We start from the raw sequence: 13,296 nt of genomic DNA on the forward strand, positions 1-13,296 counted from the left end.
AGTCAGGTCCCTTCCTTACGTCACTTGGCCGCGGACGGAGCGTCCTCGCCGAGAAGCTTCCCGTCCGAGGTCTCGAACTGCTTCTTGAAGTCCGCGATGGAGTCCGCGACGGCGGTGAGGGTGTCGTCCGACATCTTGCCGCCCTCCTTGATGGAGGTCATGAGGCCCTGCTCCTTGCGGTGCAGGTACTCCAGGAGCTCCTTCTCGAAGCGGCGGACGTCGACGACCGGAACGTCGTCCATCTTGCCGGTGGTACCGGCCCAGACGGAGACGACCTGGTCCTCGGTGGCCATCGGCTGGTACTGAGCCTGCTTGAGCAGCTCGACCAGACGCTGACCGCGCTCCAGCTGCGACTTCGACGCGGCGTCCAGGTCGGAACCGAAGGCGGCGAACGCCTCCAGCTCGCGGTACTGGGCGAGGTCGAGGCGGAGCCGGCCGGAGACCTGCTTCATCGCCTTGTGCTGGGCGGAGCCACCGACGCGGGAGACCGAGATACCGACGTTCAGGGCCGGACGCTGGCCGGCGTTGAACAGGTCGGACTCCAGGAAGCACTGGCCGTCGGTGATGGAGATGACGTTGGTCGGGATGAACGCCGACACGTCGTTCGCCTTGGTCTCGACGATCGGCAGACCCGTCATCGAACCGGCGCCCAGGTCGTCGGAGAGCTTCGCGCAGCGCTCCAGCAGACGGGAGTGCAGGTAGAAGACGTCACCGGGGTAGGCCTCGCGCCCCGGCGGACGGCGGAGCAGCAGGGACACGGCGCGGTAGGCGTCGGCCTGCTTCGAGAGGTCGTCGAAGATGATGAGGACGTGCTTGCCCTCGTACATCCACTGCTGACCGATGGCCGAACCGGTGTACGGCGCAAGGTACTTGAAGCCGGCCGGGTCGGACGCCGGGGCGGCGACGATGGTCGTGTACTCCAGCGCGCCGGCCTCTTCGAGGGCGCCACGCACGGAGGCGATGGTCGAACCCTTCTGACCGATGGCGACGTAGATGCAGCGGACCTGCTTCTTGGTGTCGCCCGAGCGCCAGTTGTCGCGCTGGTTGATGATCGTGTCGACGGCCAGCGCGGTCTTGCCGGTCTGACGGTCGCCGATGATCAGCTGACGCTGGCCGCGGCCGATCGGGGTCATCGCGTCGACGGCCTTGTAGCCCGTCTCCATCGGCTCGTGCACCGACTTGCGGACCATGACGCCCGGAGCCTGCAGCTCCAGGGCGCGGCGGCCGGACGTCTCGATCTCGCCGAGGCCGTCGATCGGGTTGCCGAGCGGGTCGACGACGCGGCCGAGGTAGCCCTCGCCCACGGCGACGGACAGCACCTCACCGGTGCGCTGCACCGGCTGGCCCTCTTCGATACCGCTGAACTCGCCGAGGACGACCGCACCGATCTCGCGCTCTTCCAGGTTCAGCGCGAGGCCGAGGGTTCCGTCCTCGAACTTCAGCAGCTCGTTCGCCATGGCCGAGGGGAGACCCTCGATCTTGGCGATACCGTCGCCGGCGACGGTGACCGTACCGACCTCCTCGCGCGAGGCCGCGTCCGGCTTGTACGACTGGACAAAGTTCTCCAGCGCATCCCGGATCTCCTCCGGCCGGATCGTGAGCTCCGCCATCTGGGTTCCCTGCTCTCCTTGTTGGGCCCGAAGTTTCACTTGGGGGGATGGGGACTCCCCCCTGAAAGAGGTGAATCCTCTGCACGGCCCAACATGGGCCGTAATTGCGTACTGCTTATGGGGTTACTAGCTCGCCATGCGGCGGGCGGCGTCCTCGAGACGGTCCGCGATGGAACCGTTGATGACCTCGTCGCCGACCTGCACCCGGATCCCGCCGAGGACATCGGGGTCCACGTCGAGGTTGAGGTGCATCGGGCGGCCGTAGAGCTTCGCCAGAGCGGCGCCGAGGCGCTGCTTCTGGCCGTCGCTCAGCGGCACCGCCGAGGTGACCACGGCGACCATGCGGTCGCGGCGCTCGGCGGCGAGCCTGGACAGGGACTCGAGTCCCGCTTCCAGGCTACGTCCGCGAGGCGCGGTCACAAGGCGCGTCACCAGACGCCCGGTCGTCACGTCGGCCCGGCCGCCGAGCAGGCTGCGCAGCAGCTCGCTCTTGGCCGCCGTGGTGGCGGCCCGGTCGGTCAGCGCGGCGCGCAGCTCGGTGTTCGAGGCGACGATCCGGCCGAAGCGGAACAGCTCGTCCTCGACGTTGTCGAGCGCGCCCGTCCGCTGCGCCGCCGTGAGGTCGGCGGTCGCGGTGAGCTCCTCCAGGGCGTCCACCAGGTCGCGGGGCTGCGACCAGCGGGAACGCACCATGCCGGACACCAGGTCGGCGGCGGTGCCGCCCACCTGGGCGCCGAGCAGGCGCTGGACCAGCTCGGCCTTGGCCTCGCCGGGCTGCGCCGGGTCGGTGAGGACCCGACGCAGCGACACCTCGCGGTGGAGCAGCGCGGTGACCGCGGCGAGCTCGTCGGCGAGCTGTGCCACGTCCACGGACGTCGAGTCCGTCAGCGCGTCGAGACGCTCACGTGCGGCTGCGGTTGCCTCGCGGCTCGCTCCGTGTGCAGTCATCGAGCCGCCTCGGCCTTCTCCTCAAGCTCGGAGAGGAAACGGTCGATCACGCGGCTCTGCCGGGCGTGGTCCTCAAGGGACTCGCCGACCAGCTTGCCGGCCAGGTCGGTGGCCAGGTGGCCGACGTCCTGACGCAGCGCCTGAGCGGCGGCCTTGCGGTCGGCCTCGATCTGCGTGTGACCGGCGGCGACGATCTCCTCGCGCTGCCGCTGGCCTTCCGCGCGCATCTCGGCGATGAGCGTGGCGCCCTGCTCCGTTGCTTCCTGGCGCAGGCGCGCGGCCTCGTGACGGGCTTCGGCGAGCTGAGCCTTGTACTGCTCAAGAACGCTCTGGGCCTCGGTCTGCGCGGCCTCGGCCTTTTCGATACCGCCCTCGATGGCCTCGCGGCGCTGCTCCAGAACCTTGTTGATGTTCGGGAGAAGCTTCCAGGCCAGGAAGCCGAAGACGATGACGAAGGCGAGCAGGCCGATGACAAGCTCGGGGATCGGCGGGATGAGAGGGTTTTCCTTCTCGGCCGCCAGAATGAGCATGTGGCTCATGTCAGTGCCTTTCGTCTAGTGGGCTGTCGCTGATCGGGTGGATCAGGTGCCGTAGACGAACGGCATGACCAGACCGATGAGGGCGAGCGCCTCACAGAAGGCGAAGCCGAGGATCTGGTTGGCGCGGATCAGACCGGCGGCCTCAGGCTGACGGGCGAGGGCCTGGGTGCCGTTACCGAAGATGATGCCGACGCCGACGCCGGGGCCGATGGCCGCGAGGCCGTAACCGATCGAGCCGAGCGAGCCGGAGACAGCGGCAAGGGTCTGCATGCCAGTTATTCCTTTTCTTTACGGACCGGTGGGGGTTGGCCACCGGACGACTGGGGGGTCGTGAGGACGGACGCTCAGTGGTTCTCGGCCAGCGCGCCCTGGATGAAGGTGCAGGTCAGCAGCACGAACACGTACGCCTGCAGAGCCTGGATGAACAGCTCAAAGGCCGTCATCACGATGACCATGATGAACGAGACGCCCGAGTAGACGATCCCGAGGCCGTTGAGCAGGTACCAGGTGGCGATCGTGAACAGCAGCAGCAGGGTGTGACCCGCGAACATGTTCGCGAACAGTCGCACCGCGTGCGTGAACGGCCGGACGATCAGGTTCGAGAGCAGCTCGATGAACATGGCCAGCGGGAGGACCGGGCCCAGCGACTTGTCGTAGCCGCTGATGTTCTTGAACGCTCCGACGAATCCGTGGCGCTTGAACGTCAGGGACACCCAGACGACGTAGACGATTCCGGCCAGTACCGCGGGGTACGAGATGATCGCCGTCACCGGGAACTGCGCGACGGGGATGATCGACCAGAGGTTCATCATCCAGACGAAGAAGAACAGCGAGACGACCAGCGGTACGTACTTCTCGCCTTCCTTCTTGCCGATCGTCTCGTAGACGACGCCGCGGCGGATGAAGTCGTAGCCGGCCTCGGCGACCATCTGCAGCTTGCCCGGGACGACCTTCGGCTTGCGGAAGGCGGCCCAGAAGAAGGCGACGACGATAACCGAGCCGAGCAGCGCCAGGAGCATCGTCTTGTTGAAGTACACGTTGCTGTCCCCGTTGCCCCACAGGGGCTCGAACAGGAACGAGTGCAGGCCGGGTGCCGGGAAGCCACAACCGTTGTTCTCGAAGATGTGGCAGTCGGTCTCGAAAGCGAGCACCTGCGTCGGGTCAGCACTCACCGCGGGCTCCTTCAGCGTGGCGCATAGGTACGGCAACCTCGTTGTGTCGGCGCGGCGCACAGCCGCGGTTCGGCACTGGACTGGTGTTACGGATGTGGGGGCGGCAGTGGGGCATCAAGCCTCGCGATTGAGCAGGCGTCAGCTCAGATGCCCGCGCCCGCGATGCCGCAGTTGGCACCGGACGATAGCAGGATCTCCTACGTGCACTTATCCCGGCCCTACCCCTCACGACGAATGCCCCTTGTTTTCGGGCTTGTCGCCCTTCGAGGAGTCAGGTTCGACGTAGAGGATCTTGGCCTTCATATGGGCACGCGCCTGTGCGCCGATCCACACGAGGGTGGTGACGACCAGGGTGAGCGCGAAGGACTTGGGATTGAACAGCGATGTGTTCTTGAACGCGGCGACAAAGATGAAGAGCAGAAGAATTTGCGCCGTGTAGAGCAGGAGACCCATCGCCTGGAACAAGTGCGGAAGCGATTTGGCAACGCGCTGCAGAACGTAGAGCCCGATCCCCATGAAGAGAATCACGACCAGCGTCGCGACGATCGCCCCGAGCGCCCCCTTGCCGCCGGCGACCACACCGCTGACGACGGCGGCAATCGCGCCGACGGCAGCCGTGGGTACAGCGGCCTGAAGGAGGATCCGGGCGTCATTGGACGGCATGGCGGCAACTCCGCTTGCTAAGGGGGGCGTGTCGTCATGGACGAGCGTAGTCCCGGGCTGAGAGGGAACCTCACGCCAAAGGACCGTCGTACTGGGGTCCTTCGGCTCTGCCCTGGGTTCTCGTGAACCGTATCACAAACTATTTGATGAGGTCTTTACCTGGTTGGTGTGCTGACTGTCACACATGAGAGTGACGATGCGCGTCTGTGCACCCACGGGGTCAACTTGTCTGGTATTGGGACGCTTTACTACCCCACGAATTGGTCACGCGTTAGTCAGATTCTTACCTTCGGCTCAGCGCGAGGACTCGGCCTCGCGGCGGTCCAGGAGTCGCGGACGGGCACCAATTGCCGTCGCGCCGTTGACTCCTGAGACTCCGGCAGCCGCCGGCGCACGGTGCTCCCGCGCCTCGTCCGGCTCGCCCACCACAGCCGTCTCGTGGGTGACGGGTGCCCCCTCGGCGGCGGCGGCCGCCGCGGCGGCCCTGCGGCGCCGGTAGCGCGGCGGCAGGAGGTGCTCGGCCCACCGCGGGGCACGGGGTGTGAAGCGCGGCAGCAGGAGCAGTACGAGGCCCACCGCGCTCAGGGCCGCGATGGCGAGCACACTCCACATGGCCCCGGAGTTGACCGAGTACGCGAGGGCGCCGAAAGCGATCAGCGCCGACCAGAAGTACATGATCAGGACGGCCCGGCTGTGCGAGTGTCCGACCTCCAGCAGGCGGTGGTGCAGGTGACCGCGGTCCGCGGCGAACGGCGACTGACCGCGCCAGGTGCGCCGCACGATCGCGAGCACCAGGTCGGCGGCCGGGATCGCGATGATCGTCAGCGGCAGCAGCAGCGGGATGAACACCGGCACCGTCTGGTGCACGGTGTTGCGCTCGGAACCGGAGAACAGGTTCATCACGTCGGGGTCGATCTGCCCGGTGATCGAGATCGCGCCCGCGGCGAGCACCAGACCGATGAGCATCGAACCGGAGTCGCCCATGAAGATCCGCGCGGGGTGCATGTTGTGCGGCAGGAAGCCCAGGCACATGCCCATCAGGATCGCCGCGAACAGCGTCGCCGGGGCGGCCGCCTCGATGCCGTACGAGTACCAGATCCGGTAGGCGTAGAGGAAGAACGCGGCGGACGCGATGCACACCATGCCGGCGGCCAGTCCGTCGAGACCGTCCACGAAGTTGACCGCGTTGATCGTGATGACGACGAGCGCCACCGTCAGCAGCGTGCCCTGCCACTGGGTCAGCGCGACCAGGCCGACCCCCGGGATCGGCAGCCACAGGATCGTCAGACCCTGCATGACCATGACGCCCGCGGCGATCATCTGGCCGCCGAGCTTGATCAGGGCGTCGATCTCGAACTTGTCGTCCAGCACGCCGATCAGCCAGATCAGCGCGGCCCCGGAGAGCAGGGCGCGTGGTTCGTTGGAGTTCGAGAAGACCGCGTTCAGGTTCTTCAGATGGTCGGCGACCAGCAGTCCGGCGCACAGACCGAAGAACATCGCGATGCCGCCGAGCCTCGGCGTGGGTTCTCGGTGCACGTCGCGCGCCCGGATTTCCGGCATGGCTCCGGCCACGATCGCGAATTTCCGTACCGGCCCTGTCAGCAGGTACGTCACCGCGGCCGTGATGCAGAGCGTCAGCAGGTATTCACGCACGGGCTTCCCCACAGGTCTCGCTGGCCATCACAGCCCCACACCCTAGCGATGCACGCATATGGTTGAGGACTTTCGGGTAGCGACGATGGTTGCACGAGTGGCTGTGCAGCTCGGTACGCGTACCCCCGGTCAGTCCGGATAAGGCGGAAATCTACCGGTCAGTTCCCGCACTTCCGCCCGTGCCGTCCGGGCGTCGGTCTCCTCCCGCAGCACCCCCGCGAACAGTGCGGCGACCCGTGCCATCTCCGGCTCGCCCATCCCCTGGGTGGTCAGCGCCGCGGTGCCGAGCCGCAGGCCGCGGGCGTCCCCGTGAGGCAGCGCACAGGTGTCGAGGACCATACCGGCGGCGGCCAGGCGGCCGCGCGCGGTGCGCCCGTCGACACCGAGCGGCGCCGGATCCGCGGCCAGCAGATGGGTGTCGGTGCCGCCCGTGGTGATCGCGAGCCCCTCCGCGCCCAGCCCCTCGGCCAGCACGCGCGCGTTGGCGACCACCTGGTGGGCGTACGCCGTGAAGGCCGGGGTCGCCGCCTCGCCGAACGCGACGGCCTTGGCCGCGATGGTGTGCATCTGCGCACCGCCCTGGGTGAACGGGAAGACGGCCCGGTCGACGCGCTCGGCCAGTTCGCCACCGCACAGGATCATGCCGCCGCGCGGGCCGCGCAGCACCTTGTGGGTGGTCGCGCACACGACATCGGCGTACGGCACCGGGTTGGGCGCCGCTCCCCCGGCGACGAGACCGATCGGGTGGGCGGCGTCCGCGATGAGGTAGGCGCCGACCTCGTCGGCGATCTCCCGGAAGAGCGCGTAGTCGATGTGCCGGGGGTACGAGATCGATCCGCAGACGATGGCCTTGGGCCGGCGGGCGCGGGCCAGGGCGCGCACCTGCTCGTAGTCGATGAGCCCGGATTCCGCCTCGACGCCGTAGCCGACGAAGTCGAACCAGCGGCCGGAGAAGTTCGCGGGCGACCCGTGGGTCAGATGACCACCGAAGGGCAGGCCCATCGCCAGGACGGTGTCTCCGGGGCGCAGCAGGGCCGCGTACGCCGCCAGTACGGCCGAACTCCCCGAGTGGGACTGGACGTTGGCGTGATCGGCGCCGAAGAGGGCCTTGGCACGGTCGACGGCGACGCGTTCGGCGGCGTCGACGAACTCGCAGCCGCCGTGATGGCGGGCGCCGGGATACCCCTCGGCGTACTTGTTCGCCAGCGGTGAGCCGAGCGCGGCCAGCACGGCCGGCGAGGTGAAGTTCTCCGCGGCGATCAGCTGCAGGGTGGTCGACTGCCGGTCCAGCTCGCCGATCAGGATCTCGGCGAGCTCGGGGTCCTGGCGGGTCAGGACATCCGCTTCGAGGGTGGTTGCGACCGGCATGGTGGACTCCGGACATCTGCGGGGGACGCTTACGTCCAATGTAGAACCGCGACCCGTGGGACGCCCGGTGTCACGTCCGTGCGGGTACCCCCGTGAGAGCGGTGACGACCGGGTCGAGCGCCTCGTTGATCTCGTCGCCGATGGACCGGAAGAACGGCAGCGGCGCCCCGTAGGGGTCGTAGACCTCGTCGGCCTCCGCGGTCGGGGCCAGCAGCCAGCCGCGCAGGGCCGCCGCGGCCCGCACCAGGGCGACGGCGCGCTCGATCACGCCGTCCTGGAGGGGCGGCAGGGTCGCGGTGTCTATGGCGCGGACCAGGCGGGTGAACTCCTTCAGGGTGAAGGTGCGCAGGCCGGCCGAGTGACCCATGGAGATGACCTGGGCGCGATGGTCGCGGGTGGCCGTCAGGACCAGGTCGGCGCGGATCACGTGGTCGTCGAGCAGCTCGCGCCCGACGAAGCCGGAGGGGTCGGCGCCGAAGTCGGTGAGGACGGTCGCCGCGTTGGCCTCCATGGGCGCGCCCTCATGGCCCCAGGTGCCGGCGCTCTCCACGATCAGGCCGCCCCACAGGGGGTCGCCGAGCCGGTCCGCCAGGGCATGCCGGGTCAGCCGCTCGGTGATCGGCGAGCGGCACACGTTGCCGGTGCTGACGTGGAGGATGCGGAAGGACCCCTGAGGGGACCCACCGGTCCCCGTGATCCCCGCGCCTATCCATCCGCGCCCCGTGTCAGGGGCTGTCAATTCGCCACCTCGAGGTCGGGTACGACCTTCCGGAGCTCCTCCGCCGACAGGGCGCCCGCGCGCAGCAGCACGGGCACCTTGCCGGTCACGTCGACGATGGAGGAGGGCACGTTGCCCGGGGTCGGGCCGCCGTCCAGGTAGACCGAGACGGAGTCGCCGAGCATGTTCTGGGCGGCGTCGCAGTCCTCCGGCGCCGGGTGGCCCGTGAGGTTGGCGGAGGAGACGGCCATCGGGCCGACCTCCGTGAGGAGCTCGATGGCGACGGGGTGCAGCGGCATACGGACGGCCACCGTGCCCCGGGTGTCCCCCAGGTCCCACTGGAGGGACGGCTGGTGCTTGGCGACGAGCGTGAGGGCACCCGGCCAGAACGCGTCGACGAGTTCCCAGGCCATCTCGGAGAAGTCCGTGACGAGGCCGTGCAGCGTGTTCGGGGAGCCGATGAGGACGGGGGTGGGCATGTTGCGGCCACGGCCCTTGGCGTCCAGCAGGTCGGCGACGGCCTCCGAGGTGAACGCGTCGGCACCGATGCCGTACACGGTGTCCGTCGGAAGGACCACCAGCTCGCCACGGCGGACGGCGGACGCTGCCTCACGCAGACCTGTGGTGCGGTCGGTCGCGTCGTTGGTGTCGTATCGCCGTGCCATTTAGCGGGCCTCCTCATACACGTACTGCTGGCTGGGGGTGCGAAGAAACGCGGTGCGGGGACACCCGGCGCGGGGGCGCACGACGGCGCCGCCCGCCGGAACCCCGTGGGCGGTGCTCACGGCATCGCCCTGCGGGCGGTCGCGAAGCGCGGCCGGTTGTTGAGGTCCGGGTGGTCGGCCGCGTCGGCCCAGCCCCGCTCCTCGGTGAAGATCCAGGGCACCTGTCCGCCCTGGGTGTCGGCGTGCTCGATGACGACGACGCCGCCGGGGCGCAGCAGCCGGTGCGCGGTGCGCTCGATGCCGCGGATGAGGTCGAGTCCGTCCTCGCCCGAGAAGAGGGCGAGTTCGGGGTCGTAGTCCCGGGCCTCCGGCTGTACGTACTCCCATTCGGTGAGCGGGATGTACGGGGGGTTGGAGATCACCAGGTCGACCTGGCCGTCGAGGTCGGGGAAGGCCGCGAGGGCGTCTCCCTGGCGCAGGTCGACCCTGGACCCCTCGACGTTCTTGCGCGTCCACTGGAGGGCGTCCTCGGAGAGCTCCACGGCGTGCACCCGGGAGCGCGGGACCTCCTGGGCGAGGGCGAGCGCGATGGCGCCCGAGCCGGTGCACAGGTCCACGATCAGCGGCTCGACGACATCCATCGCGCGGACGGCGTCTATGGCCCAGCCGACGACCGACTCGGTCTCCGGGCGCGGGACGAACACGCCGGGGCCCACCTGGAGTTCGAGGTAACGGAAATAGGCGCGGCCGGTGATGTGCTGGAGCGGCTCGCGGGCCTCGCGGCGCGCGGTCACCTCCCAGTAGCGGGCGTCGAAGTCCGTGTCCTTGACACTGTGCAGCTCGCCCCGCTTCACGCCGTGCACGAAGGCGGCGAGCTCCTCCGCGTCGTTGCGCGGCGAGGGCACGCCGGCGTCGGCCAGCCGCTGGGTGGCCTGGGCCACTTCCGCGAGCAGCAGGTTCACGCTGGTCCTCCGGGACTGAGCTGGTGTCGTTTGCTGTTATGCGGCGGCGAGCTTGGCGGCCGAGTCCGCGTCGACGCAGGCCTGGATGACGGCGTCGAGCTCACCGTCGAGGACCTGGTCCAAGTTGTACGCCTTGAAGCCGACGCGGTGGTCCGAGATGCGATTCTCCGGGAAGTTGTACGTACGGATCTTCTCGGAGCGGTCGACCGTGCGGACCTGGCTGCGTCGGACGTCGGAGGCTTCCCGCTCCGCTTCCTCCTGCGCCGCCGCGAGGAGCCTGGAGCGCAGGATACGCATCGCCTGCTCCTTGTTCTGCAACTGGCTCTTCTCGTTCTGGCAGGAAGCGACGACTCCGGTGGGAATGTGCGTGATGCGCACCGCGGAGTCGGTCGTGTTGACGGACTGGCCGCCGGGGCCCGAGGAGCGGTAGACGTCGATACGGAGATCGTTCGCGAGGATCTCGACCTCGACCTCCTCGGCCTCGGGCGTGACGAGGACACCGGCGGCGGAGGTGTGGATGCGGCCCTGCGACTCCGTCGAGGGCACGCGCTGCACCCGGTGCACGCCGCCCTCGTACTTCAGCCGGGCCCAGACGCCCTGGCCGGGCTCCGTGGCACCCTGGCCGCCCTTGGTCTTCACGGCGACCTGGACGTCCTTGTAGCCGCCGAGCTCGGACTCGGTGGCGTCGATGAGCTCGGTCTTCCAGCCGACGCGCTCGGCGTAGCGCAGGTACATGCGCAGCAGGTCACCGGCGAACAGGGCGGACTCGTCGCCGCCGGCGCCCGCCTTGATCTCCAGGATGACGTCCTTGTCGTCGCTCGGGTCGCGCGGGACCAGCAGCAGGCGGAGCTTCTCGGTGAGCTCCTCGCGCTGCTTCTCCAGGTCCTTGACCTCGGCGGCGAAGTCGGGGTCCGCGGCGGCGAACTCCTTCGCCGTGCCGATGTCGTCCCCGGTCTGCTTCCAGGAGCGGTACGTCGCGACGATCGGGGTCAGCTCGGCGTAGCGCTTGTTGAGCTTGCGCGCGTTGGCCTGGTCGGCGTGGACCGACGGGTCAGCGAGCTTCTTCTCCAGATCGGCGTGCTCGCCGATCAGTTCCTCGACCGCCTCGAACATCTCCGGCTCCAATGGACTGTCCCCCGCTCCATGACGGGCTCGGGGACGTAGGTACGGCGTGGGGTTCCCCTGCTCGAACGGGTCGAGAAGCCTGGGGAGGGGGCTGGACCGCAAAGCGCCGGTCCCGGCGTCCCCGTGCAGGGGACCCCGAAGACCGGCGCTGTGGGCTCGCTACTTGCTGGCAGCGGCAGCCTTGCCGAAGCGGGCCTCGAAGCGGGCCACACGGCCACCGGTGTCGAGGATCTTCTGCTTGCCCGTGTAGAACGGGTGGCACTCGGAGCAGACCTCGGCGCGGACGGTGCCGCTGGAGATCGTGCTGCGGGTGGTGAACGACGCGCCACAGGTACAGCTGACCTGCGTCTCGACGTACTCGGGGTGGATGTCGCGCTTCAAGGTGTCTCCTAGTTTCGGGAGGGCACCGGGTCGCCGCCACTGGATGCGGATGCGTGAACCGGGGCCGACGTACCAGTCTGCCAGCACTGGCCGTATCCCCCAAAACGGGGGGACGCGACGATCTATTCCCCGGGGGTCCGCGCGCGCGTCAGCCGGAGCTGACGACGCCCTTCGCCTGGCCGGTGGCGGTTCCCTCGGTGGCCGCCTTCGGGATGGGCCGGTCGGCCTTGAGCGCCTTCCAGACCAGCTCGGCCTTGGCCTTGTCGACCAGCACGCGGTTGGCGTCGGCGCGGTCGTACTGGACCGGCATCGTCACCATGGCCATGTGGGACGAGCCGATGCCCTTGAGCCCGCTCGCGAAGGAGGCGAGGCGCGTGACGCTGCCGATGCCGGAGTCGGTGGTCACCGCCTTGGTCGCGGTGTCGGCGAGGTCGTACAGCTTTTTCGGGTTGGACAGGAGGCCGACGTGCTTGACCTGGTCGACCAGCGCCTTCATGAACGCCTGCTGGAGCTGGATGCGGCCGAGGTCGGAGCCGTCGCCGACACCGTGCCGGGTGCGGACGAGGCCGAGCGCCTGCTCGCCGTCGAGGTTGTGCGACCCGGCCGACAGACGCAGATGGCTCTCGGGGTCCGAGATGGCCTTGGTGGTGGTGACGGTGACGCCGCCGAGGTCGTCGATCAGCTTCTGGAAGCCGCTGAAATCGACCTCCAGGTAGTGGTCCATACGGATGCCGGTCATGGACTCGACGGTCTTCACCGCGCAGGCGGCGCCGCCGGTGGAGTAGGCGGAGTTGAACATCGCGCCGGAGGCCGCGCCGTGGACGGTGCCCCGCGCGTCGGCGCAGGCGGGCCGCTCGACGAGGGTGTCGCGGGGGATGGACACCACGCTGGCCTTCTTGTGGCCCTTGTACACGTGGACGATCATCGCGGTGTCGGAGCGGGCGCTGCCGTCGTCGGCGCCGCCGCCCAGCTTCCTGTTGCCGCCGGACCGGGTGTCGGAGCCGAGGACCAGGATGTTCTCGGAGCCGTTGTCGACCTTCGTGGGCCGGTCGCTGCCGAGTGCCTGGTTGATGTCGACGGTCTTGAGGTTGCCGTTGAGCTTGAAGTAGAGGTAGCCGGCTCCGGTGCCGCCGAGCACCACGATCCCCGCCGCGGCCCAGGCCGTGACGATCAGGGCCTTGCTCCGCGGACTGCGGGCCCCGCGGCGGCCGCCCTTCGGACGGCGCTGGGTGCTGTTGCCGGGATCCCCCGGTATTCCGGGCTCCGGCGTGCTCTCGGCAGGCATGTACTCCTCGATCCCTTTGCGGTCGGTTACCCCCTGCTTTCAGGGCCAGGCCCATCTGGTCGTGACAAGGCGTACCGCTCCATGGTCACTCCGTACGGTCAGACGGGGAAACTCGGGAAAGGGTTGCACGACGCAGTGTGCCCACCGCGTCACGCGGTGGGCACACTGTGTGTTCGGCGGGAGCGGGGAGAACCCGCTCACCTGCGA

General features: G+C 68.9%; 14 protein-coding genes. All 14 read right to left on the minus strand.

Translation table 11 applies throughout. The features are described from left to right. Positions 1–20 precede the first annotated feature (20 nt). Positions 21–1,610: a F0F1 ATP synthase subunit alpha gene (gene atpA / locus OHT01_RS13475; RefSeq protein ID WP_328553383.1), complete on the minus strand. Its 1,590-nt coding sequence runs from the start codon at positions 1,608–1,610 to the stop codon at positions 21–23. A gap of 126 nt (positions 1,611–1,736) precedes the next feature. After that, complete coding sequence (locus OHT01_RS13480; protein ID WP_328553384.1) at positions 1,737–2,558, minus strand: F0F1 ATP synthase subunit delta; 822 nt, start codon at positions 2,556–2,558, stop codon at positions 1,737–1,739. After that, the gene (locus OHT01_RS13485; RefSeq protein WP_328553385.1) at positions 2,555–3,097 is read right to left on the minus strand and encodes a F0F1 ATP synthase subunit B; all 543 of its coding nucleotides are present in this window, start codon (positions 3,095–3,097) and stop codon (positions 2,555–2,557) included. The genes OHT01_RS13480 and OHT01_RS13485 overlap by 4 nt, the downstream gene beginning before the upstream one ends. A gap of 42 nt (positions 3,098–3,139) precedes the next feature. Then, positions 3,140–3,367: an ATP synthase F0 subunit C gene (gene atpE, locus OHT01_RS13490; RefSeq protein WP_391858896.1), complete on the minus strand. Its 228-nt coding sequence runs from the start codon at positions 3,365–3,367 to the stop codon at positions 3,140–3,142. Positions 3,368–3,441: 74 nt separating this feature from the next. Next, on the minus strand, positions 3,442–4,269 hold the full coding sequence (gene atpB / locus OHT01_RS13495) for a F0F1 ATP synthase subunit A (protein WP_328553386.1): 828 nt from the start codon (positions 4,267–4,269) through the stop codon (positions 3,442–3,444). 225 nt (positions 4,270–4,494) lie between these two features. After that, positions 4,495–4,932: a hypothetical protein gene (locus OHT01_RS13500; protein ID WP_328553387.1), complete on the minus strand. Its 438-nt coding sequence runs from the start codon at positions 4,930–4,932 to the stop codon at positions 4,495–4,497. A 294-nt stretch (positions 4,933–5,226) separates the two neighbouring features. Then, the gene (locus OHT01_RS13505; protein ID WP_328553388.1) at positions 5,227–6,585 is read right to left on the minus strand and encodes an MraY family glycosyltransferase; all 1,359 of its coding nucleotides are present in this window, start codon (positions 6,583–6,585) and stop codon (positions 5,227–5,229) included. A gap of 129 nt (positions 6,586–6,714) precedes the next feature. Continuing rightward, positions 6,715–7,953 (minus strand): serine hydroxymethyltransferase, encoded by a 1,239-nt coding sequence (gene glyA, locus OHT01_RS13510; protein ID WP_328553389.1) that lies wholly within the window; start codon positions 7,951–7,953, stop codon positions 6,715–6,717. A gap of 70 nt (positions 7,954–8,023) precedes the next feature. Then, entirely contained in the window at positions 8,024–8,692 is a 669-nt protein-coding gene (locus OHT01_RS13515) for an arsenate reductase/protein-tyrosine-phosphatase family protein (RefSeq protein WP_261707163.1), read from the minus strand. Continuing rightward, positions 8,689–9,336: an L-threonylcarbamoyladenylate synthase gene (locus tag OHT01_RS13520; RefSeq protein ID WP_328553390.1), complete on the minus strand. Its 648-nt coding sequence runs from the start codon at positions 9,334–9,336 to the stop codon at positions 8,689–8,691. Before OHT01_RS13520 ends, OHT01_RS13515 begins: the two co-directional genes overlap by 4 nt. A gap of 116 nt (positions 9,337–9,452) precedes the next feature. Further along, entirely contained in the window at positions 9,453–10,298 is an 846-nt protein-coding gene (gene prmC / locus OHT01_RS13525) for a peptide chain release factor N(5)-glutamine methyltransferase (protein WP_328553391.1), read from the minus strand. A gap of 36 nt (positions 10,299–10,334) precedes the next feature. Then, on the minus strand, positions 10,335–11,411 hold the full coding sequence (gene prfA / locus OHT01_RS13530; RefSeq protein ID WP_328553392.1) for a peptide chain release factor 1: 1,077 nt from the start codon (positions 11,409–11,411) through the stop codon (positions 10,335–10,337). Positions 11,412–11,582: 171 nt separating this feature from the next. Further along, positions 11,583–11,804 (minus strand): 50S ribosomal protein L31, encoded by a 222-nt coding sequence (gene rpmE / locus OHT01_RS13535; RefSeq protein ID WP_328553393.1) that lies wholly within the window; start codon positions 11,802–11,804, stop codon positions 11,583–11,585. Between the two features lie 148 nt (positions 11,805–11,952). After that, positions 11,953–13,089 carry an LCP family protein gene (locus tag OHT01_RS13540; RefSeq protein WP_328553394.1) on the minus strand — a complete coding sequence of 379 codons (1,137 nt, stop codon included), beginning with the start codon at positions 13,087–13,089 and terminating at the stop codon, positions 11,953–11,955. Between the last annotated feature and the right edge of the window lie 207 nt (positions 13,090–13,296).

This window comes from Streptomyces sp. NBC_00358, assembly GCF_036099295.1.
Lineage (GTDB): Bacteria > Actinomycetota > Actinomycetes > Streptomycetales > Streptomycetaceae > Streptomyces.